The sequence below is a fragment of the Pseudomonas sp. IzPS59 genome (assembly GCF_014863505.1).
GTDB classification, from domain to species: domain Bacteria; phylum Pseudomonadota; class Gammaproteobacteria; order Pseudomonadales; family Pseudomonadaceae; genus Aquipseudomonas; species Aquipseudomonas kribbensis.
This window is the reverse complement of sequence record NZ_CP062251.1, coordinates 6176438-6197869: the sequence shown is the minus strand read 5'-3', so window position 1 is coordinate 6197869 and position 21432 is coordinate 6176438. Positions and strand designations below refer to the sequence as shown.

General features: G+C 59.6%; 25 protein-coding genes. 11 read left to right on the top strand and 14 right to left on the bottom strand.

Annotation, left to right across the window (positions count from 1 at the left end; all coding sequences use genetic code 11):
• Positions 1–47: 47 nt before the first annotated feature.
• The 9 genes from IF189_RS27995 (at position 48) to IF189_RS27955 (ending at position 6638) form a co-directional block, all read left to right on the top strand.
• On the top strand, positions 48–779 hold the full coding sequence (locus IF189_RS27995) for a hypothetical protein (protein WP_192552580.1): 732 nt from the start codon (positions 48–50) through the stop codon (positions 777–779).
• Positions 780–909: 130 nt separating this feature from the next.
• Positions 910–1419 carry a hypothetical protein gene (locus IF189_RS27990; protein WP_225739928.1) on the top strand — a complete coding sequence of 170 codons (510 nt, stop codon included), beginning with the start codon at positions 910–912 and terminating at the stop codon, positions 1417–1419.
• 22 nt (positions 1420–1441) lie between these two features.
• Positions 1442–1924: a hypothetical protein gene (locus tag IF189_RS27985; RefSeq protein WP_192552579.1), complete on the top strand. Its 483-nt coding sequence runs from the start codon at positions 1442–1444 to the stop codon at positions 1922–1924.
• A 28-nt stretch (positions 1925–1952) separates the two neighbouring features.
• Positions 1953–2330 (top strand): hypothetical protein, encoded by a 378-nt coding sequence (locus tag IF189_RS27980; protein ID WP_192552578.1) that lies wholly within the window; start codon positions 1953–1955, stop codon positions 2328–2330.
• A 19-nt stretch (positions 2331–2349) separates the two neighbouring features.
• Positions 2350–2898 carry a hypothetical protein gene (locus tag IF189_RS27975; protein WP_192552577.1) on the top strand — a complete coding sequence of 183 codons (549 nt, stop codon included), beginning with the start codon at positions 2350–2352 and terminating at the stop codon, positions 2896–2898.
• On the top strand, positions 2885–3733 hold the full coding sequence (locus tag IF189_RS27970; RefSeq protein WP_192552576.1) for a tetratricopeptide repeat protein: 849 nt from the start codon (positions 2885–2887) through the stop codon (positions 3731–3733). The genes IF189_RS27975 and IF189_RS27970 overlap by 14 nt, the downstream gene beginning before the upstream one ends.
• Before the next feature lie 2 nt (positions 3734–3735).
• Entirely contained in the window at positions 3736–4491 is a 756-nt protein-coding gene (locus IF189_RS27965) for a lysozyme inhibitor LprI family protein (RefSeq protein ID WP_192552575.1), read from the top strand.
• 37 nt (positions 4492–4528) lie between these two features.
• Positions 4529–5521 (top strand): hypothetical protein, encoded by a 993-nt coding sequence (locus IF189_RS27960; RefSeq protein ID WP_225739927.1) that lies wholly within the window; start codon positions 4529–4531, stop codon positions 5519–5521.
• A 28-nt stretch (positions 5522–5549) separates the two neighbouring features.
• Positions 5550–6638 (top strand): hypothetical protein, encoded by a 1089-nt coding sequence (locus tag IF189_RS27955; protein ID WP_225739926.1) that lies wholly within the window; start codon positions 5550–5552, stop codon positions 6636–6638.
• 62 nt (positions 6639–6700) lie between these two features.
• Here the strand turns inward: IF189_RS27955 and IF189_RS27950 are convergent, their stop codons facing one another.
• Positions 6701–7060 carry a DUF6124 family protein gene (locus tag IF189_RS27950; RefSeq protein WP_192552574.1) on the bottom strand — a complete coding sequence of 120 codons (360 nt, stop codon included), beginning with the start codon at positions 7058–7060 and terminating at the stop codon, positions 6701–6703.
• Between the two features lie 433 nt (positions 7061–7493).
• Here IF189_RS27950 and IF189_RS27945 point away from each other — a divergent pair, with 433 nt between their 5' ends.
• Positions 7494–7877 carry an SCP2 sterol-binding domain-containing protein gene (locus IF189_RS27945; RefSeq protein WP_096817262.1) on the top strand — a complete coding sequence of 128 codons (384 nt, stop codon included), beginning with the start codon at positions 7494–7496 and terminating at the stop codon, positions 7875–7877.
• 36 nt (positions 7878–7913) lie between these two features.
• On the opposite strand, the gene IF189_RS27940 is transcribed toward IF189_RS27945, so the two are convergent.
• From IF189_RS27940 to exbB, 8 genes are all read right to left on the bottom strand, one after another.
• Positions 7914–8675, bottom strand: coding sequence for a Fic/DOC family protein (locus IF189_RS27940; protein ID WP_192552573.1), 762 nt, complete (start codon positions 8673–8675; stop codon positions 7914–7916).
• Positions 8672–8929 carry a hypothetical protein gene (locus IF189_RS27935; RefSeq protein WP_085731368.1) on the bottom strand — a complete coding sequence of 86 codons (258 nt, stop codon included), beginning with the start codon at positions 8927–8929 and terminating at the stop codon, positions 8672–8674. Before IF189_RS27935 ends, IF189_RS27940 begins: the two co-directional genes overlap by 4 nt.
• 137 nt (positions 8930–9066) lie before the next feature.
• The gene (locus tag IF189_RS27930) at positions 9067–10467 is read right to left on the bottom strand and encodes an aminoacyl-tRNA deacylase and HDOD domain-containing protein (protein WP_114886341.1); all 1401 of its coding nucleotides are present in this window, start codon (positions 10465–10467) and stop codon (positions 9067–9069) included.
• 79 nt (positions 10468–10546) lie between these two features.
• Positions 10547–12622 carry an ATP-dependent DNA helicase RecG gene (recG, locus tag IF189_RS27925; protein ID WP_192552572.1) on the bottom strand — a complete coding sequence of 692 codons (2076 nt, stop codon included), beginning with the start codon at positions 12620–12622 and terminating at the stop codon, positions 10547–10549.
• A gap of 9 nt (positions 12623–12631) precedes the next feature.
• Entirely contained in the window at positions 12632–13561 is a 930-nt protein-coding gene (locus IF189_RS27920) for a hydrogen peroxide-inducible genes activator (RefSeq protein ID WP_064379831.1), read from the bottom strand.
• Positions 13562–13736: 175 nt separating this feature from the next.
• Positions 13737–14486, bottom strand: a complete 750-nt coding sequence (locus tag IF189_RS27915) for an energy transducer TonB (RefSeq protein ID WP_085708862.1) — start codon at positions 14484–14486, stop codon at positions 13737–13739.
• Positions 14483–14911, bottom strand: coding sequence for a TonB system transport protein ExbD (gene exbD / locus IF189_RS27910; protein ID WP_085708863.1), 429 nt, complete (start codon positions 14909–14911; stop codon positions 14483–14485). Before exbD ends, IF189_RS27915 begins: the two co-directional genes overlap by 4 nt.
• Positions 14912–14917: 6 nt before the next feature.
• A complete protein-coding gene (gene exbB / locus IF189_RS27905) occupies positions 14918–15880 on the bottom strand; it encodes a tonB-system energizer ExbB (protein WP_192552571.1) in 963 nt (320 codons plus the stop codon).
• Positions 15881–16068: 188 nt separating this feature from the next.
• Here exbB and IF189_RS27900 point away from each other — a divergent pair, with 188 nt between their 5' ends.
• Entirely contained in the window at positions 16069–16926 is an 858-nt protein-coding gene (locus IF189_RS27900) for an SDR family oxidoreductase (protein WP_192552570.1), read from the top strand.
• Between the two features lie 63 nt (positions 16927–16989).
• Here the strand turns inward: IF189_RS27900 and IF189_RS27895 are convergent, their stop codons facing one another.
• From IF189_RS27895 to gmk, 5 genes are all read right to left on the bottom strand, one after another.
• Positions 16990–17730 (bottom strand): hypothetical protein, encoded by a 741-nt coding sequence (locus tag IF189_RS27895; RefSeq protein WP_119426811.1) that lies wholly within the window; start codon positions 17728–17730, stop codon positions 16990–16992.
• Between the two features lie 72 nt (positions 17731–17802).
• A complete protein-coding gene (locus tag IF189_RS27890) occupies positions 17803–18183 on the bottom strand; it encodes a RidA family protein (RefSeq protein ID WP_003229509.1) in 381 nt (126 codons plus the stop codon).
• 24 nt (positions 18184–18207) lie between these two features.
• Positions 18208–20313: a bifunctional GTP diphosphokinase/guanosine-3',5'-bis pyrophosphate 3'-pyrophosphohydrolase gene (gene spoT, locus IF189_RS27885; protein ID WP_007954439.1), complete on the bottom strand. Its 2106-nt coding sequence runs from the start codon at positions 20311–20313 to the stop codon at positions 18208–18210.
• 57 nt (positions 20314–20370) lie between these two features.
• Positions 20371–20634 (bottom strand): DNA-directed RNA polymerase subunit omega, encoded by a 264-nt coding sequence (rpoZ, locus tag IF189_RS27880; RefSeq protein WP_003229503.1) that lies wholly within the window; start codon positions 20632–20634, stop codon positions 20371–20373.
• Positions 20635–20802: 168 nt separating this feature from the next.
• Positions 20803–21423 carry a guanylate kinase gene (gene gmk, locus IF189_RS27875; RefSeq protein WP_085708867.1) on the bottom strand — a complete coding sequence of 207 codons (621 nt, stop codon included), beginning with the start codon at positions 21421–21423 and terminating at the stop codon, positions 20803–20805.
• Positions 21424–21432: the final 9 nt, after the last annotated feature.

The window sequence follows — 21432 nt, the reverse complement described above, 5'->3', positions numbered from 1 at the left end:
ACTGCGGTCAAGAAGTGGTCGATAACGTTATACAGGGATATGGATTGATGGGTTTAATCAAGCCTTCATGGCTGCTGGGTTCGCTACTCGGCTGTATTGCTCTGGTACAGACGGCCGTGGCCGCCGATGCCATTGTGGTTGGTGATAAGTCGGGCCAGTCAGCTGTTGCGCACGGTCCTGTCCAGGCAGCTGTCGAGCTGGGCTCATGCCGGTTCTCCATGCCGCTGTTACAGGATCAATGGCTGACGTTCGAAAGCTTTTATCTGGTGTTCGTCGCGGACAAACAACTGCCCACTCGGGCCAACGCACCTGGCATGTGGCAGGCGGAAACGTCGAGTGGCTATGACTGGCATTTCGAGAAGTCCGGTAACTTGAGCCAGCCATGGTTTGGTGCGGTGTGTGAAAGCGCTGATAGCTTCTCCTTGCTCACCGCCCAGAAGCCTCCGGAAAATGACTCCATTGCTCTACAACTCCTGCGTGATGACAACGACCGTAGATGCCCGGCGACCCTGACCGATCATGGTTGGGAGCCGACGTCGCTGGCGGGGCCAAAAAACAGATACGCCTTCGAGGCATTCGGTGGGGAGAAGTCCTCGGGGTTCATCTTCGGTTTCCATGACAAGTCACGACGGCACATTACCCGCGTTGCTTTCTGCCTGTTGCGCGGCGAAAGCGTGTTGATCGGCTCAGCGGTATCAGGCTCGGCCACCCCGCTGGCGATCAGCGCCGAAGGATTTGAAGAAATCAAAACAGCGGTGCGCGGCATGACTTTTGAGTAAGCCTGCGAAGACCGAACGGAGTTGCCGCGTGAAATGTTGCTGGCGAATGGCGCTACGGCGAGCGCGCCCTTTGCTGCGAATGGAAAAACACTCCCGCTGAATTGAGACGGGTTAGTTCAAAGGAAATGAAGTGAAAAGACTGCTGTTGTTATGTATGAGCTGGTTGCCGTTAGTGGCGATGGCGACGGATGTCTGCAATGAGGAAACCGGCGCCAGATATTTCCTCTCGAAATGGTCAGAGAAAGGTGAAGAGCCGGAAGACATGCTTTCCAGAATCGATGGTAAAGAGTTTTCTACTGAGCCCGGCCATGTGGTCTACATCGGCGATCTCAATGGCGATGGCATCGAAGATTTCATCTTCAACTCCCGTGTGGGTATTGGGTCATCCATGGACAGTACATTCGCGTTCCTGATCCAGTGCCGTGGTTACCTGAACTATGCCGGGGGCAGTTACTTCGCCGGGGTCAAGGTGTTGGACAGTCCGCCCAAGAACGGCGGCGACTTTAAAGACATCAAGATCTACTCCTACATCCGGGATAAGCGTGGCCAGATTCAATACAAGGGCGAAGAGGCCCTGACCCGGCCACATCTGTGGCAATTCAACCCACAGACACAGCGTTATGAAGGTCAGTCCGAATAGATTTCAGTTCCGGAGTTACAGCGTGAAAGGATGTTCAGTTCTACTCGGTGGCTTCCTGGCCATTGTCACGTCCGTGGCTTTCGCCGCTGACCCGGACTTCAAGGATTACACCGTCACCCCAGAGTTTACTGGTATCAATCACGAACCGGTGTCGCAAGAACACAGCAACCCGAGGATGGATAAGGATCGTGCACAGGCACTCAAACGCAAGGTCAACTTTGCCGGCCACTACATCCTGTACCAATTCGCTTGTGGCGGAAGCACCTTGTGCGGCGAAGTACTGGATGCGCGTACGGGGGAGGTTGTCGGCGGACTGCCGAATGCATACGACGGCAATACCTTCAGCCTGTCGAACAAGCCCGATAGTCGTCTGCTCATTGTTTCCGGCATTGCGGCCGATACCGAAGAGGACGCGCAGGGTAATGAGCTGGAAAGCCGCTACAGGACCCGCTACTTCGAGTTTGTGAACAACGAGTTCCGGCTGCTGACGTTCAAGGATTTGTGATCGCCGCTGTTTGATTAAGGATGATTGGATGAACCGCTTTTCCATTCGGCCCATGCTGAGTGCACTTCTAATGTTGCCCCTCACCTACGCCATTCCGGCAAGTGCCGAAGCCGGGAGTTGCTACGGCTATCTCACCGAAATGGTCAGGAGCAGCAACTTCCCGTTTCGCTATGTCGGCAAGGACAAGGTCAACCTGCTGATTGATGAAGACGACGGTGAAATGGTGCGAGCCCAGTTGCTCTTTGATACGGACGGCACCGGCACCATCGGCTGGATCAAATACACTCCGGCCACTCGGGTGCTGCTCAATACCTCGGCTGAACTGGAAGAGCCGGTGGAGCTGTCATTCGATGCCAAATTCGCCGATGGCTACGCAAAGTGCCTGGCTGGACAACAGGCCGGTTAACGGCAAAAAGGAATTTTCCATGAATCAGTATCTTCTCGCGGGCAGCCTTTCGCTGTTGCTCTCGTTTCCAGCTTTCGCCGCTCCCAAGGACGCCTACACCCAACGCGATGTCATGCAATGTGGCGGTGTTGAAGTGGTGATGGTGTCGTCCTGCCGATCCGTAACGGTGGATGACGCAGAAACCCACCTCATCCCGGTCTGCTCCGATCAGACGATCAACATTGGCGGCAAAGTGTTGCGGCGCAATATCGACAAGGTTTCACAGCTCACGTCTGACGGTAAGAAAGCGAAGATGCTGAGTAACGTGGTTGTGGCGATGGATTGTGTGAAAGGCACCAAGGGCAGTCTTGTTTCGATCGGTGGCTACGGCGGTTGCGGTGCCTGTCCTGAATGGCGCGGCTATTACTCGACGGCGGGGCGATTGGAGCAATACAGCTTCGATAATACCCAGCGCTCATTTGGTTCGAAGGGTTCCTGGGAAGAACTGATCAAGGCTTATGGCGTGACGAAGAGGCAGCTGCAGTCGGAAAGTCCGTCAGTGAAAAGGATCGACTATGGGCAGCCTTAAGTGGGTATTGATGATCGGCAGTCTGTGCAGCGCTATGAGCGCCTTTGCCGAGGACCCGCCGATAGTCGGTGTCGACGGGAACACGGTGTCATTTCGGGCTACAGAATGGACGATGCCCGGTGTGGATTCGGCGACTGCGTGGTTCACCGCCAATGGCAAAACCTTTCCGCTCTTTGGCGCCGATATTGGCGCCGATAGGCACTCCAATATGCTGAGTCCTGACAAGAAAACCTTGCTGCTCGACCCGGTGATCTTCGGCATGTTGTCGGACGAAAACGGTGAAGAGAAGCTAGTGTCGCAACAGCATTGCACGATGATCTCCATGGAGACCGGTTGCGTGCTGGCTGATCGTTCGGCCACTTTTTGTGTCGGCCAGTGGAAGGGCAATCAATGGGTTACCGACGACGGCGAAGTGCTCACTCCCGCCCTGGAGACGAGGTCTCCAAAGGACTTGCTGAAACATGTCTCAAGTAACGAACCGGCGCAGTCCCGCGCAGAGTCCATCGAATGGGGTCTGGTCTTTTTAAGTCCAGAGTCCTACATGGCGTGTCATCCCCCGGCGCAAAATGTTCAGGCCTATAACGACCTAGGCTTTTACCTGGCCGAGGGCGGCAAAGATGAGCTGGCGCTGAAGTTCTATCGCGGCGTTGAGGCCGTCGGTAAACGCACAGTACTGATGTTGAACATCGCCGACTCACTCTGGCGCCTTGATCGCAAAGACGAAGCGCAGCGTTATTACAGCCAGTACCGCGACGCGATGAGCGCCGACGGCAAGGCGCAGAAAATACCTCACCGTGCAGTTGAGCGATCCGTCATTCAGGGAATGAAACATTGAACATGTTTGTGCGCTTTATCGCGTTCGCCTTAGGACTGCTGTCCGCTTCAGCCGCGTTCGCTGAGGACACTTGCAAAGTCATCACTGTGAGCTGGCAATACGACGAGTGTGTGGAAGCCGACCGCAAGAGTGCCGACGCAAAGCTCAATGCCAGCTACAAAAAACTGATGGAGCGATTCGAATCTCGATGGAAGCCTGAGCCTGAACAAGGAAAGGCTTACATGGCCATGGCCAAAGAATCGCAGCGGGCCTGGATCAAGTTGCGCGATACCACTTGCCCCCTCGATGCCACGGATGTCGAACCCGGATCGCAGGCATATACCTTGGTGCTCAATAAGTGCATCGCCAGAATGAGTCTAGAGCGTGCAGCCTTCCTGGATGCGGTCGTCCCGGATGGTCCGAGTGAAGTGGTCGATGTCGCCAAGGTTTCCAGTTCTGCTTCGCAACGATACGGCGATGTAGTCGCTCGTTATGTCACTTCGTTTGGCAGCCCCTGCCTCAATGTTCAGATCCTCGCGCCCAAGGGCAATTGGCGAGTGCTCTCCTCAAAACGGTTTTGCAGTTTTAACGGCAAATCGTTTTGGGATGGTTACGCCAGTGCGTTGTTTGAGGATCATGCATTCACTGCGGATGGTTTACAGCTGACGCTCAGCTTGTTCGAGCTTCGTGAAGAGGCAGAGAAGCGCCTCGCCTGTGTGATTCCAATTCAGGACGAGCAAATCAAAGAGCTGAAATGCGGCGCACCTGAGTCAGCGTAAATATTTAGAAGATTGATCAGCAGGGAAGTGATCGGAATTGAACAAGCTTTCAAGTTGTTTTGGTGTGCTCGGGCTCATCGTCGGCTTGTCGACTCAGCCGGCATCGGCAAGTGACCTACAAACCATCGGAGAACTGCATCCCCCGGTGGTTGCTTCGTTGGGTGATCAAAAGATCACGGTGTTCTTTTTGAAGAACAACCTTAAGGATCAGGTTAGAGACGTGCATGTGCCTGATGCCGAGATTTTCTACGCGCCCACGAATGCGGTGAAACCTTCGCTGAATTATGTGTGGAAGGTTGAGGGCGAACAAATTGCCTCGGTGTTCTTCTTCGAGCGCAAATTCCCTGAGCGAGCGGGGAAGTCCATGTTTGTCCTGACAAAACACAAAGTTCTGCACGAGCATTTCGAAGGAGATTCCTATTCGGTGCTGGAATTGCCGCTCTTCAAGGACGGCGATCACTTGGCTTTGCAGTTCTTTCGTGGTGACCCGCCAGACCCCGAGTTGCAGAACTGCCGTGACGGTATAGATCAGGAAGAGGGCGTAGAAGTCGAGTGTGTTTACAAGGATGCGGCGAGCATCAAGAAGTACTTGGCGGATCTGGATGGAAGAATGATTTCGGATTCGAAACTGAATCAGGGCAACCGTCAGAAGCCACTCAAAAACGACGGTGATAGGGCCAGTGCCGCTTGCCCCTCACCCAACTTTTCAACGTTCCTATCAGCCTTCTCTGAACGCGCAGAGGTGCAGAAAGCCTTCGTCCAGCAGCCGCTGAAAATGGTCACGACCGTGGCCGGTGATCCCGAGCCCGAGATGCAAAAAAGCAGCCTCAGCGGCGATCAGCTCAAGTTCCCGATCATTCCGGATGCAGCGAAGCGAGAGGCCCAGGGCCTGACGTTGACCATCAAGGAGGAGCAGGGTGATCACGCCGTCGCCATCCTGCAGAAACCGGATACCGATTATGTCTTCGAGTATCGGTTTGTTCGTGGGCCATGCTGGCGGCTTGAAGAAGTGATGGATTACTCGCTTTGAAACAGGTGGCAAGTTGAAAAGATTAGGTTTGATCGCGTTATTGCTGTGTTCTTTCTCTGCGGTGGCGGGGCCGATGTTCCCGTCACTCAAGTCTTGCATGGGTGCCGACAGCGACTGTGCGCTTACGCTGAAAGACGATTTTCTGGTGGACGCACAGTCCGGGCAGCGTCTCTCCGAAAGGCCGGTATCGGCCGGTGCGGCGAGTGTTTTCTGGCTGTATCGCGATGGCGAGCGCTACATCTTGGAGGAAGAAAACTCCTCACAATCGAAGACGCGGCGCTGGCTGGTTTTCACTTACGACAGCGGCAAAGTGGTGCTCGACGGCGCTTATGTTTTCTCGATCGACATTGATATGAACACCGGGCCCTACTGGCATGGCTATGACTGCCGAGATGATGCCAAGCCGTTCGCCGTGCCAACGAAAGATTCGTTCAGTGAGGTCGTTTTGGAGGCGTTGTGCGGGGAGGTCGAAGGCTGGGTCGTCTCGGGCGGAGATACCAAGGTGCCGGTGTCGGCCAAAGGGCTGGCCGTCAGTGTTCCCGTTTATCACGCCCGCAACCGCGATGGTTCAGCGACTTACCTGTTCACTGAAAGCGATGATCCGGATCTTTCGAAGCTGGTTTGCCTGTCCAACTGTGCTGATATCGCGAAAGCGCCGGAGCGCGTTTCGCAGGAGACGGCGCCGTTGAAGGGCGGGCAGGAAGGAACGTTGTGCTCGGATGACGAAGACATCTACTTCAGTTGCCCGCTGGAGGGCGGCAAGACGGTTTCTGTTTGTGCGCGGGGAAACAGCAAGCCCACGGCCGGTTCTGTTCAGTACCGTTATGGTGTGCCGGGGAACATCGAGATGGTCTACCCGAAGAATGCTATGCCACCCAAGGGAAAGTTTTTTGTTGTAGATGCGTCGGAAGGCAGCGTGAACCTGAACATCATCAAGTTCAAAAGCGGTGCGTATACCTACCTCGTTAGTCAGGCCTTCGTGAGTTTTCTGACAGTGCTCAAGGAGGACAAAGTTGTATTCAGGCAGCGATGCGACTCAGGAAGTTATTCCTTCATAAACCGGGCGGCGCTTCTTGGGTTGGAGTCGCGACCCAAAAGCGAAGAGGACTTTCGCTAGTTGCTGTTGCCGAAGCTCAGGAAAGGGGACGCATCGTCCCCTTTTTTCCGCCCGCGTTTCAGCTACGGCTTGGCTTGGTAATCTCGAAACTCAATGTGATCGAGCGTGCCTTCCACCATCAACCGCACGCCGTCCGCCATTCTGCTCAGGCCCAGTGCCATCGAGCGGCGGGGGCCGTCGAGGTCGTCGGCCAGGTTGGCGGCGATGGCGCTGATGGACAGGAGGTCTTCGGAGGCGTTGGCCATGAGGGCTTCGGCGTCGGCGTTGGGGCAGAGGGCGAACAGGCCGCCCAGGCGTTTGGGGCGTGAGGCTCTGGGTTTGAAGTGGTGGTCGAGGGCGCGTTCGGCGGCTTCGTGGAGTTTTTTCGAGTCCGGGAATTCGTAGGGGGAAACTTCTTCGTCAGTGAGGGTTGGATCGATCATCGGTGTAAATCCTTTTGGAGTTGGAAAGATTTGCCCCGGTTTTCGGACTTGCACATCCGGTCACCAATTTTGCGGTGACACACAGAGGCTATCGATGATGCTCAAGTTCGCCTAGTTCATGGACAGCACCACAGTTTGAAGGACATTTCCCAAGGAATTGCGGGGTAGAGGAACAAGAAACCGCTGCTGTCGGCAGCTCCTACAGGAATGTGTTTCCTCAGGTGTAGGACGGGGGAGGGTGTGACGCAGAGCGTCACGGGCTGCATTCCCACGCGGAGCGTGGGAACGATCAGGTTCGGGGCTGAAATTGTGACTTGGTGGTCATCATGCGAGAAAAGGCCTACATCGTCTTCTATCAATCCAAGATAGTGGCGAATCCGTCCGAATCCCTTACACTCCCCCGGCCGTTCATTTTCCTTTTGAGGCTGTGCGCATGAAATTTCGTTTTCTTCTGTGGATGCTGGGTCTGTTGATGGGTAAGGCCAGTCGGACAAATCCTGCGTTCCAGCAGCAGTTGGGTGACAAGGATCTGGTGTTTCAGCTGCAGACTCTGGACGGGAAAGTGGCGCGGCATTTCGTGGTGAAGGACCAGCGCATTACCAGCAAGTCCGGGGTGGTGGCGGAGCCGGCGTTTGCGATTGCCTTTAAAGACGCGGCGTTCGGGTTTGCCACGATGCAGGCGAAGAACAAGCAACTGGCGTTCATGCAGGGGATTCAGGACAAGTCGATCCAGCTCAAGGGCAACCCGGCGCTGGTGATGTGGTTTCAGGGGTTGATGAAGTATTTGAAGCCGAGGAAGGCCAAGCCGAAGGCATAGGGCTTTCAGGCAGCTTGTCGGGACAGGCCTGCCTCTTCAGCTTTCGGGCTCGGGAGGCTCGGCGTCCAGGGGCTGGGCCCGGTATGTCTTGTAGATCTGCTGGACTTGCGGGTTGTCCAGGTTCTCGTAAGTGATGTCTTCCTTGTCCAGGCCATCCAGGCCTCGGATGCCACTGATGGTCTCTGGCCATTCGTCACGACTGGATATATCGACTACGAACGGGTTGAGGTAGTGATCGAGATGCCTTTCGCGCGGCTCTCGGATCTCGTCGCTGAGTGCCCGCAAGTAGTCGTCTTTGTTTGTTCTTGACCAGTCGATGGCGAACCCGGCTCGATAACAGAGTTCCATGAAGACCAATAGAATCGCGCGTCCATTGCCGTCCAGGAAGGGGTGTGCGAAAGCCAGTTGGCCCATCACTCCACCGGGATGGTCTCTGAAGCGTTTTTTGTCTGATGCGAGCTTGAGTGCATAGTCGACAGACATTTTGATGGAGTCCGGGCGCTCGAAGACGGTGCTGCGAGGGTCGTCGAAAGAGCCCTTGAAGACCGCCAGATGGGGGACGAGCTCGTTCCGGTCTTTTCCTGCCCAGTGATAGAAGCCGGAGAACAGGATTTCGTGAACCTTGAGTACAGTCTGGTAATCGATTGGCTTTTTCTTGGCCAGATAGGCAAGCGCCTCTTCGATACTCAATTCGAACGAAAGATGTTCTGATTCTTTTACTTCAACGGGATCTTTCAGTTGCAGCGAGTTTTGAAGATATCCAGCCGTCTCGAAGTCGCCGAACGGATCGAAAGTCATGCGCTGCGTTTCTGTGCACGCCTTTCCTGAAGGTAGCGCCCTTGGAGCGCGAGGATTTCAGATTTGCTCAGAACGCCTTTTCTCTTGAGGTTGACGAGCAACTGTTCGATGCCATCCAGCTCGACGACATCGCCAGCCAAACGGGTAATGCCCACGGCCATACGGCTCATGCCGTCACGTCTGGCTGTAACCTTGTTGTCTTTGGCTAGCTTGCGAACTTCGCTTGCAACGCTGACAGCATCTGTTTGGGTCATCGGAAATTCCTCTGATTGCCGTCAAATCATAGCAGGGCGCTAGTTTGCTGTCGTTGCTGGCAAAGTGACTGAAATCTGTGGAACCAGGGCCCTATTTGCAATCAAAAAAGGCCCTGGTTGACGTTCCGAAGAGTGCTTTAAGCCTGGCTGAACTGCGAAGCCAATTCACGCAACAACACTTCCGCCTCAAGCACTTTGCTGACCACATCATTGGCCTTGTCACGAGTCAAACCAACACGCTCCAGCAGCGCATCCGGAATGTCTTCGTCCGGGCCGGAGCCGATGCCGCGACTGCGCAGCAGGCGCACGGCCAGGCAGACCAGGTTCGGGTATTCGGCGTAGGCGCCGTCGTAGTTCGGGTCGTGCTGGAAGCGCAGGGCGGTGGCCAGTTCGTCCGGCATGTCCCAGTAGCGCATCAGCCAGGAGCCGATCTGTTCGCGGCTGATGCCCAGCAGGTGTTGCTCGACATAGCTGTGGCACAGGTGCGGGTTGACCTCCAGGTGGCGGCAGATCAGCGAGAAGTGCGGCGGGAACACGTGGGCCAGCAGCAGGTAGCCGAAGTTGTGCAGCAGGCCGGCGAGGTAGGTCAGGCCGGCTTCCGGGCGCTGGGCGCGCGGCATGGCGCGGGTCAGGCCTTCGATGACGGCGGCGGTGTAGATCGACTGCTGCCAGTACGGCGTGGTGTGTTGCGGGTGGTCCTTGGGCAGGCTCAGGGTCTTGCCGAGGGCCAGGCCCAGCGCCAGATTGATCACCAGATCGAAGCCGAGCACGCGGACGATTGCGTCTTCCACCGAACGGATCTTGCCCGGCGAGGCGTAGTACGGCGACGCCGCCCAGCTCACCACTTGCGCGGCCAGCGCCGGGTCGGTTTCGACCACGCCGGTGATGTCGTCGATGGTGGCGTTCGGGTCGACGCGCAGCTTGATGATTTTTTGTGCGGTTTCGGCCAGCGGCGGAATCTCGATGGTCGCTTCCAGACGCTGCTGGATGCGCCGCGCGGTGAACGCCTGCACGGCCTGGGTGATTTCCTCGCGGTCATCGTCCGGGCGGTCGAGGTTCGGGCGGATGCTGCTCAGGGCTTCGCCGAAGTTGGCGGCGCTGGCCTTGGTCAGCATGGTCTTGAAGTCTTCGCTGGCGATTTCCAGCAGCAGGCCCGGCTCGCCGGAGTTGATCAGCAACTTCGGCTCGCGCAGCAGGCTTTCTTCGTAGAGGCACGGCGAGCTGGTCAGCGCCGGCAGGCCCGGCAGCAGGCTCAGGCTGTGTTTGCCGAGCATCTTTTCCAGGCGCTCGGTGGACACGGCGGTCAGGCGACGGCCCGTCAGCTCGGCGAGGCGGTTGAGATCCAGCAACTGGCTCTGTGGAAACAGCACCATCAGCGCACCGACCGCGTCGTCCAGCAACACGGCCTGCACTTTGCGCGAGGCGTTGAGGCCGTGGTGGTCGAGCACTTCTTCGTAGGCGACGCCCAGCTTGTTGAGCAGCAGCCGAATAACAGACGGAGCGTGCGGGGATTCGGGGGCGAGAGCAGCTTCGGTCATGGTCTGTATCCGTTTTTGAAACAATTGCTGGAGTATAACCAGCTTGGTTGGAACGAGCTTTGAGAAACTGCGACGGTGCTCACACTTGGCCGTATTGCTGCCCGTGTCGCAGCCAGCGGTCGAGCAACGGGCTGACGTGGGTGGGCCAGCGTTCGAGCAAGGCCTGGGCGGCATCGCGCACGGCGGGCAGCAGATCGGCGTCGCGCATCAGGTCGGCGACCTTGAATTGCAGCAGGCCGGTCTGGCGGGTGCCGAGCATTTCGCCGGGGCCGCGCAGTTCGAGGTCTTTCTCGGCGATGACGAAACCGTCGTTGGTCTCGCGCATGATGCCCAGGCGCTGGCGGCCGATCTGCGACAGCGGCGGATGGTAGAGCAGCACGCAATGGCTGACCGCGCTGCCCCGACCGACGCGGCCGCGCAACTGGTGCAGTTGCGCCAGACCGAGGCGCTCGGGGTTTTCGATGATCATCAGGCTGGCGTTGGGCACATCCACGCCGACTTCGATCACGGTGGTGGCGACCAGCAGTTGCAGGTTGCCGGCCTTGAATTCGGCCATGACGGCGGCTTTCTCGGCGGGCTTCATGCGGCCGTGGATCAGCCCGACCTTCAGCTCGCCGAGGGCGGCGGTCAGGTCTTCGAAAGTGGTTTCGGCGGCCTGGCAGGTCAGCTCTTCGGACTCTTCGATCAGCGTGCACACCCAATAGGCCTGTCGACCTTCGGCGCAGGCGCTGCGCACCCGTTCGATGACTTCGACGCGGCGGGTGTCGGTGACCAGCACGGTGTTGACCGGGGTTCGACCGGGCGGCAGTTCGTCGAGGATCGAGGTGTCGAGGTCGGCGTAGGCGCTCATCGCCAGCGTCCGTGGAATCGGCGTGGCGGTCATGATCAATTGATGCGGGCACATGCGCCCGCCGACGCCTTTCTGCCGCAGCGCCAGACGCTGTTGCACGCCGAAGCGGTGTTGTTCGTCGATGATCACCAGCGCGAGGTTCTTGAATTGCACTTCGTCCTGGAACAGCGCGTGAGTGCCGACCACCATCGGCGTGCCGCTGGCGATCTGTTCAAGCGCGGCCACGCGGTTCTTGCCCTTGAGCTTGCCGGCCAGCCATGCCACGTCGATACCCAGCGGTTCGAGCCAGCGTTTGAAGGTGATGAAGTGCTGCTCGGCGAGGATCTCGGTCGGCGCCATCAGTGCGACCTGATAACCCGCTTCCAGTGCTTGCAGTGCGGCGAGAGCGGCGACCACGGTTTTGCCCGCGCCAACGTCGCCCTGAATCAGCCGCAGCATCGGTTCGTGCTGACTGAGATCGTAGGCGATTTCGTTGCCGACCCGCTGCTGAGCGCCGGTCGGATTGAAGCCGAGGTTGGCCAGGTATTTCGCCGGCAGTCTGGTGGCTTTCGGCATCGCCGGTGCGCGCAGCGAGCGCATGCTTTCGCGCAGGCGCTGCTGCGATAGCTGGTGAGTGAGCAGTTCTTCGAAGGCCAGACGATGCTGGGCCCAGTGATGACCGAGGGCGAGTTCGTCGACGTCGGCATCGGCGGGCGGGTTGTGCAGGTAGCGGATCGCGTCGGCCAGCGGCGCCAGTTGATAGTCGCGGGCCAGTTCGGTCGGCAGCCAGTCGGGCAGGGTGGCCGGTTTGAGCAGGGTCAGGGTCTGCATGCACAACTGGCGCAGACGCGCCTGGGTCAGGCCTTCGGTCAGCGGGTAGACCGGGGTCAGGGTTTCATCCACTGGCGGCGGTTCGTCGCCGTTGATGGCGCGGTATTCGGGGTGGTAGATCTCCAGCCCCGAGGCGCCGGGCCGGGCTTCGCCGTAGCAGCGAATCCGCGTGCCGCGCTTGAGGCCTTCTTTCTGCGCGTTGCTGAAGTGGTAGAAGCGCAGGCTCAAGCCGCCGGTGCCGTCCTGCAAACGCACGACAAGGCTGCGGCGCCGGCCCATGACCACGTCGGCACCGCTGACGGTGCCTTCGACCACGGCGTCCTGCCCCGGCCGCAACGCGCCGATCGGCACCACGCGGGTGCGATCCTGATAACGCAGCGGCAGGTGGAACAGCACGTCCTGGAGGTTTTCCAGGCCGACTTTGGCCAGCTTCTCGGCCATGGCTTCACCGACACCCTTGAGTGCGGTGACCGAGACCTGCGACAGCTCTGTCATGACGCTGACTTAACCGGCCGTGACCGGCGCGGCAGGTTTGGCGACCGAGCACAGGCGAATGGAGTCGGCGAGGATCTCGATGGCTTTCGGCCGCGGGAAGCTCGCGCGCCAGGCGATGGCCACGGTGCGGAACGGCACCGGTGCCGACAGCGGACGCACTTCGATCACGCCCGGGGCGTAGTGATGGCTGTCCACCGCCGACAGCGGCAGGATCGAGATGCCCAGGCCGGAGGCGACCATGTGGCGAATGGTTTCCAGCGAGCTGGATTCGACCGTGGTGTGCTTGGCGCCGTCGTTGCCCTTGGTCAGGGTCGGGCAGGCTTCCAGCACCTGATCGCGGAAGCAGTGACCTTCGCCGAGCAGCAGCAGGCTCTTGTCGTTGAGCAGCGCGGCGTCGATGGATTCTTTCTGGGTCCACGGGTGCTGGGCCGGCATCAGGACGTAGAACGGCTCGTCGTAGAGCGGCAGGGTCAGCACGTCGGCTTCGTTGAACGGCAGGGCGATGATGATCGCGTCCAGCTCGCCGTTGCGCAGTTTGTCGCGCAGCACGTGGGTGAAGTTTTCTTCGATGTACAACGGCATCTGCGGGGCGACCCGGTGCAGTTGCGGAATCAGGTGCGGGAACAGGTACGGGCCGACGGTGTAGATAGCGCCGACTTTCAGCGGGGCGGTCAGCTGGTTCTTGCCGGCCTGGGCCAGCTCGCGGATGCCCTGGGCCTGCTCCAGCACTTTCTGCGCCTGGGCGACGATGCCTTCGCCGACCGGGGTCAGGCGCACGGCGCTTTTGCTGCGCTCGAAAATCAGCACACCGAGTTCGTCTTCAAGCTTTTTCACGCCCACCGACAGGGTCGGCTGGCTGACGTGGCAACGCTCGGCCGCGTGGCCGAAATGCTGCTCTTGGGCGAGGGTAACGATGTAGCGTAATTCTGTGAGAGTCATAGCAAGCGTCCATGAAGATGCGGGCCAAGCATACCGGCTGCAATCGATAGACGCACGTTATCAGACTGAGTGATGAATGCGACACCGGGCAATGCCGGTTAGCCGTTGGCAGATATGAGAAAGGCACCTTTCGGTGCCTTTCTGGCGGGATCGAGCCGTGTTCTGCCAGTGCAGATCAGCGGCGACGTTCCAGCGAGTAAACAAACGGCGCAACAATTTCGATCGAGCCATTGGTCAACATGTCGGCCGGTGGCTTGGGCAGCGGTTGGGCGCGGCGGATCATGTCCAGGGTGGCCCGGTCCAGATCGGCGTTGCCGGAGCGGCCCACCAGTTCGAACGACAATACGTTGCCTTCGCCATCGACCACGAAACGCAGCCGGTTCAAGCCTTCCTTGCCCCGTGCCTGCGCGCTTGCCGGGTACTTCTTGTACTTCTGCAAATGCGCGAGCAGGGTGCCTTGCCAACTGGCCTTGGCCGCCAGTTGTGCTGGCGACGGGCCCGGCGCCGGCTGGGCGGATTTCTCCGTCGGCGCCTGGGTCTGCTGAGGCTCCGCCGGTTTTTCCTCGGAAGGTTTTTCCTTCACCGGCTCCGGTTTCTTCTCAACCGGTTTTGGCGGTTGCGGCTTTGGCTTGGGTTTTGGCTTCGGCTTGGGTACGGCAATCTCTGCCTTGGGGGCTTCGGCCAGTTTCGGGATCGGCAGTTCTTCGACCGGAGCCGGTGGCTGCGGTGGCGTGACGACTTTCGGCGGTGCAGGCGGTGGCGGGGCCGGAACCGGTGCCAGCTCGACCATCATTGCCTGCGGCGGCAGTTCGATGGGCGGGCGGGCGGTCCAGTTCAGCGCCAGCGCGATGGCCAGCGCGTGAACGCCCAGCACCACGGCCAGGCTACCGCTGTAACGCGTCAGCTTATGGCGCGTCGTGATCATTTCTTGACTGCGCTCTCGAGGCCGACCAGACCAACTTTCAGGTAACCGGCGCTGCGCAACTTGTCCATCACGCTCATCAGGTCGCCGTAATCCACGCCTTTGTCGGCCTGGAAGAAGATGGTGGTGTCTTTCTTGCCATGGGTCCTGGCGTCGAGCACGGCGCCGAGGGTTTCGGCTTTGACTTCGTCGTCACCGATGTACAGGCGCTGGTCAGCCTTCACGCTGAGGAACACCGGTTTCTCTGGCCGCGGCGCCGGTTTGGCAGTCGAGGCAGGCAGGTCGACCTTGATGTCCACAGTGGCCAGCGGGGCAGCCACCATGAAGATGATCAACAGCACCAGCATCACGTCGATGAACGGCGTGACGTTGATTTCGTGGTTCTCGGCCAGATCGTCGTCTGCGCCTTCTTTCAAATGCAGGCCCATGGCCGATTACCCCACTTTGACCATGTGCGGCTGCGAGCTGTTGCGCTCAGGCTGGTGGTCGAGGTCGCGGCTGACCAGCAACAGGACTTCTGCCGACGCATCGGACACCTGAGCCTTGTAACCGGCGATGGAGCGGGCGAACACGTTGTAGATGACCACGGCAGGAATCGCAGCGACCAGACCCAGTGCGGTGGCCAGCAGCGCTTCAGCGATACCCGGGGCCACGACGGCGAGGTTGGTGGTCTGGGTTTTGGCGATGCCGATGAAGCTGTTCATGATGCCCCACACGGTGCCGAACAGACCGACGAACGGCGCGGTGGAACCGATGGTGGCGAGTACGCCGGTGCCGCTGCTCATGTTGCGGCCACAGGCGGCTACCAAGCGCTCGAGGCGGAAGCTGACGCGTTCCTTGATGCCCTCTTTCTCGCGGGAGTTGACCGACAGGCGCATCTCTTCGAGGGCGTCGTGCACCAGCAGGTTGGCGAGGGTGCCTTCCTTCGCCGCGGTGGCGCTGGCTTCTTTAAGGGTGGCGGCTTTTTTCAGGGCAGCGATTTCGCCACGCAGACGACGCTTGGCGCCCATCAGCTCGAAGCCTTTGGCAATCCAGATGGTCCAGGTGATGATCGAAGCGATGGCCAGGCCGATCATCACCATCTTCACGATGATGTCGGCGTTCTGGTACATGCCCCATGGCGACAGGTCGTGGGCCATGCCCAGGGTGTTGTCGGCTTCGAGGACTTCAGGTGCGTCTTCGGCGCTGGCGTCCACGGCCTGAACCGGGTCGGTCGCGGCCGGCGCGGCGGCAGGGGCTGCCGGTGCAGTCTGCTCGTGGGCGGCTGGAGTGGCCGGCGCCTGGGCGTCAGCGAAAGCGGCGGTTGGCGCCAGCATCAGGCTGAGCAGCAGGGCAGCCACCGCGCTCCAGGCGCGAGGTCGGTTGGTTGGCGAAGCGGGGGTTTGAATGCGTGTCATGCTGGCCGGACCTGAGGTAGAAAAACGGTGATGCTCTTCCAGGCCTCGTGAGGCCGAGAACAAAAGTGACGTGCATTATTGCAAGTAATTCTTGTTAACAGAAGTAATAGAGTTGCTTTTTTTCCTTCATTGCTAGCCGCTCGTCCCCTGCCAGGGCTAGTCTGTCGCTTTCCGATGGGAGATTTTTGATGTCCGCGCCCTCTGTTTTGATCGCCGGTTGCGGTGATGTCGGCAGCCGTCTGGCCACGCAATTGCTGGCTGCCGGCTTTCAGGTGTATGGCCTGCGCCGCAATGTTTCACGTTTGCCGGAAGGCGTTATCGGTGTGGCCGGTGACTTGTTCAATGAAGACTGCCCCGAGACCTGGCCGGTCGGTGCCGTGGATTACCTGGTGTATTGCGCGGCGGCGACCGAGCACGACGAAGCCGGTTATCGCGCGGCTTATGTGCAGGGTTTGCAGCATGTCCTGGGCTGGCTGGACGATTACGGGCAAGTGCCGGATCGGCTGCTGTTCGTTTCCAGCAGCAGTGTCTACGGGCAGCAGGATGGGGAATGGGTGGATGAAAAATCCGAGACCGTTGCTGCCGGTTATTCCGGTCGGGTGATGCTGGAGGCCGAGCAGGTTGCGCTCAACAGCGGCATTCCCGCGAGCATCGTGCGTCTGACCGGCATTTACGGCCCGGGCCGTGAATGGCTGCTGACCCAGGTGCGTCGTGGCTATCGCGTGGCGGTCGATCCGCCGCTGTATGGCAATCGCATCCATGCCGATGATGCGGCGGGCCTGATGGCGTTCCTGCTGGAGGCGGATCGCAAGGGTGTGGCGCTTGATGACGTCTACATCGGCGTGGACGATGCGCCGGCGCCGCTGGCCGAAGTCGTTGCCTGGTTGCGTGAGTATCTGGGTATCACCGAATGGTCGGAAGACGAGAGCGTGCGTCGAACCGGCAGCAAACGTTGCAGCAATGCCCGGGCGAAAGCGTTGGGCTGGGTGCCGATGTATCCGAGTTATCGCGAGGGGTATGCCGCGATTCTTGAAGGTCGCTGCTGACTTGCGGGTGTAAAAAAGGCGGGAGCAATGACTTGCTTCCGCCTTTTTTGTCTCAAGCGCAGATCACTGCTTCTCGAGCAACCACTTGCGTTCACCCGGGCTGAACTGCGGTTGTTCATCCGCCAGTGCCGTGTTCACGGCCTGCAAAATTTCCAGTTCCTTGCCCTTGCGCACGAAGATCCAGTTGTTGCCCTGGCCGTTCTGCTGCAGCCACATGCTGTCGTTACCGCTGCTCATCGATGCGCAGTCGCCCGCCAGGCACAAGGCATAGCGGTCGGCACCCGGCAGGCCGGAGACTTGTCCGTCAGCCTGGAATTGCACGGTAGCACCTTCGCCCTGACCGCTGGCGATGGTCCAGTTGCCGCCCAGGTAGGCTGAATACAGCGCACGTTCGAAGCTGGCGCCGATCGGTGCGCCTTCCGGCACCGGAATCTGCGCGCGATCGAAGAGCTGCTGGGGTTCGTTTTCGCTGGCAGCCTGATGCAACTGGCCGCCGTCGCGTTTCAGTTCGCTGCCGGAGCTGCCGTAGAAGTCGACTTTCCAGGCGCCGGACTGTTCGCCCTGCAGCCGTCCTTCGACGTTCTCGAAACCGTTGGTATAGCGGGCCTGGCCGGCCTTGGTGTTGATGTCCCATTCCAGGTTCGGGCCATAGGCCTGAAGCGCTTCACGCAGGGGGCCGCCCTTGGCGGCGGCATCGATGGCGACCTGATTGATCCAGGTGCCGCTGATGTCACGGTCGGCAGGGTTGCTGGCGCAACCGCCGAGGAAAATGGCGAGCAGCGAGAGAGCAAGCGCTTTGCGCATGGTGGAATCCTTTCAAAACCTTTTCTTTACCGCAGAGCAGTCGGCGCGACCTGAAGGGCCGCGCCGTGCGCATTACTCGATGACCAGAATGGCATCCATTTCAACCTGCGAACCCTTTGGCAGGGCAGCCACGCCGATGGCGGCGCGGGCCGGGTACGGCTGGTCGAAGTACTTGCCCATGATCTCGTTGACCTTGGCGAAGTGGCTCAGGTCGGTGAGGAAGATGTTCAGCTTGACGATGTCCTTGAACGAACCGCCGGCGGCTTCGGCCACGGCTTTCAGGTTCTCGAAGACCTGGACGGTCTGGGCTTCGAAGCCTTCGACCAGTTCCATGGTTTTCGGGTCCAGCGGGATCTGGCCCGACATGTAGACAGTGTTGCCAGCCTTGATCGCCTGGGAGTAAGTGCCGATGGCGGCCGGGGCCTTGTCGCTGGTGATAACGGTCTTGGTCATGTATGACTCCTTGTAATGGTGGGCTCAGGCACGCATGCGGGTGATGCGGATCACCCCGGTCAGTGCGCGCAGTTTCTTGATCACGCGGGCCAGGTGCACACGGTCGTGGACGCTGACCACCAACTGGACGACGCTGATGCGACCATCGCGCTCATCCATGCTGATTTTCTCGATATTGCCGTCGGCCGCGTTGACGCTGCTGGCCAGCAGGGCGATCAGGCCGCGCTGGTGTTCCAGCTCGACGCGCAGTTCGACGTTGAATTCGCCGGTGACATCCTTGGCCCACGAGAGCTGGATGCATTTTTCCGGGTTGTGGCGGATTTCGCTGATGTTGCGGCAGTTGTCCAGGTGCACGACCATGCCTTTGCCCGCCGACAGGTGACCGACAATCGGGTCGCCCGGGATCGGCGTGCAGCACTTGGCGTAGCTGAGCACGAGACCTTCGGTGCCGCGAATCGCCAGCGGGCCTTCCGGGCTTGGCAATTGTTCGCCTTCGCCCAGCAGGCGGCGTGCGACGACGTAGGCCATGCGGTTGCCCAGGCCGATGTCTTCCAGCAAATCTTCGATCAGTTCGAGGCGGTACTCGGTGAGCATCGCCTTCACGCGTTCGGCCGGAATCTGTTCCAGCGCGCTGTCGAAACCGTTGAGCACCTTGTTCAGCAGGCGTTCGCCGAGGCTGATGGATTCGGAGCGGCGTTGCAGTTTCAGCGCGTGGCGGATGTGGGTCCGCGCCTTGCCGGTGACCACGAAATTGAGCCACGCCGGGTTCGGCCGTGCGCCGGGGGCGCTGACGATCTCGACCGTGGAGCCGCTTTGCAGCGGTTCGGACAGCGGCGCGAGACGACGGTTGATCCGGCAAGCGATGCAGCTGTTGCCGACGTCGGTGTGCACCGCGTAGGCAAAGTCGACCGCCGTGGAGCCTTTGGGCAGCTCCATGATCCGGCCTTTGGGCGTGAACACGTAGACCTCGTCCGGGAACAGGTCGATCTTCACGCTCTCGATGAATTCCAGCGAGTTGCCGGCACGTTGCTGCATTTCCAGCACGCCTTTGACCCACTGACGGGCCCGGGCATGGGTGCCTTTCGGCTGCTCGTCGCCGCTGGATTTGTACAGCCAGTGGGCGGCAATGCCGTTGTTGGCCATCTCTTCCATTTCGCGGGTGCGGATCTGGATCTCGATCGGTACACCGTGCATGCCGAACAGCGTGGTGTGCAGCGACTGATAGCCGTTGGCCTTGGGGATCGCGATGTAATCCTTGAAGCGACCCGGCAATGGTTTGTACAAATTATGTACAGCACCCAGCACGCGGTAGCAGGTATCGACCTTGTCGACGATGATCCGGAACGCGTAGACGTCCATGATCTCGTTGAAGGCCCGACGCTTGCCGCGCATTTTCTTGTAGATGCCGTAGAGGTGTTTCTGGCGACCGCTGACTTCACCCTGGATGCCGTCGATGGCGAGGCAGTGGCCAAGGGATTCTTCGATCTTGTTGACGATTTCCTTGCGGTTGCCCCGGGCGCGCTTGACCGCCTGGTAGATACGCGCGGAACGCATCGGGTGCATGGCCTTGAAGCCGAGGTCTTCGAACTCGATGCGGATTGCGTGCATGCCCAGTCGGTTGGCGATGGGCGCGTAGATCTCGAGGGTTTCCTTGGCGATGCGCCGGCGTTTTTCACCGGACAGCACTTCCAGCGTGCGCATGTTGTGCAGGCGGTCGGCGAGCTTGACCAGGATCACGCGAATGTCGCGTGCCATGGCCATGGCCATTTTCTGGAAGTTTTCAGCCTGGGCTTCGGCCTTGGTCTCGAAGTTCATCTGGGTCAGTTTGCTGACCCCGTCGACCAGTTCGGCCACGGTTTCACCGAACTGCGCTTGCAGCGCTTCCTTGGCGATACCGGTGTCTTCGATCACGTCATGCAGCATCGCGGCCATCAGGCTCTGATGGTCCATGTGCATGTCGGCAAGAATGTTTGCCACGGCAAGGGGATGCGTGACGTACGCCTCGCCGCTGCGGCGGCGTTGGCCGTCGTGGGCTTGTTCGGCGTAGAAATACGCTCGGCGGACCAGGTTGACCTGGTCGTTGCCGAGGTAGGTCGATAAGCGATCGGCGAGGGCGTCTATGCTCGGCATGATAACTCCTGCCGTAGGCTGTGATCCCGCGCCGTGCTACGTCGACCAGGCATAGGCTTAGACGGCCTCGTTGGACTCGTCCTCGAACGCAGCGAAGACCGGGTCTTCGTGGACGATTTCCTGCTCGGCGATGAACTCGTAGCTCATCAGGCCTTCAGCGATTTCACGCAGCGCAACTACGGTCGGTTTGTCGTTTTCCCACTGTACCAGGGGCTCTTTGCCGCCGGTGGCCAGTTGACGGGCACGCTTGGTAGAGAGCATGACCAGCTCAAAGCGGTTTTCCACGTGTTCTAGGCAGTCTTCAACGGTTACGCGGGCCATGGTATTCCTCGGAGCGAATGCAATATGCGCGCTGCCCGGTTGGGCGAGCGGACTCAACAGTTTAAAAAATCACCAGCGATTAGGGAAGCGCTGATTTTTTGACCAGACTCTTCAACGCGCTGCAAGCACCAATGTAAAGCCCTTGCAGCGGTTTTGGGAAGTGCTGTTTCAGCCCAGCAATTCAGCCAGCAATTTGCCGAAACGCACTTGCTGGCGTTTCTGTTGCAGCTGATTGGCGCGGAAAATCGCTTTCAGATCGTCCAGCGCGTGGGCGAAATCGTCGTTGATGATCAGGTAGTCGTACTCGACGTAGTGGCTCATCTCGCTGACGGCTTCGCGCATCCGGCCGGCAATGATTTCGTCGCTGTCCTGGCCGCGGTTGGTCAGGCGCTGGTGCAGGGCCTGCAGCGATGGCGGAAGAATGAAGATCGAACGGGCCTGGGGCATCAGCTTGCGCACCTGCTCGGCGCCTTGCCAGTCGATTTCCAGAATCAGGTCGTGACCTTCGTCCAGGGTCTGCTGCAGGCGGCTTTGCGAGGTGCCGTAGAAGTTGCCGAAGACTTCGGCGCGTTCGAGGAAGTCGCCGTGCTCGCCCATCTTCACGAACTCTTCGCGGCTCACGAAGTGATAGTTCACGCCATCCACTTCGCCCGGGCGCATGGCACGGGTGGTGTGGGAAATCGAGACGCGGATTTCCGGGTTGGCGTCGGTCAGGGCTTTGACCAGGCTGCTCTTGCCCGCGCCCGAAGGGGCGGAAATGATGTACAGGGTGCCGGTGCTATGGGTCATGTCTGTTGC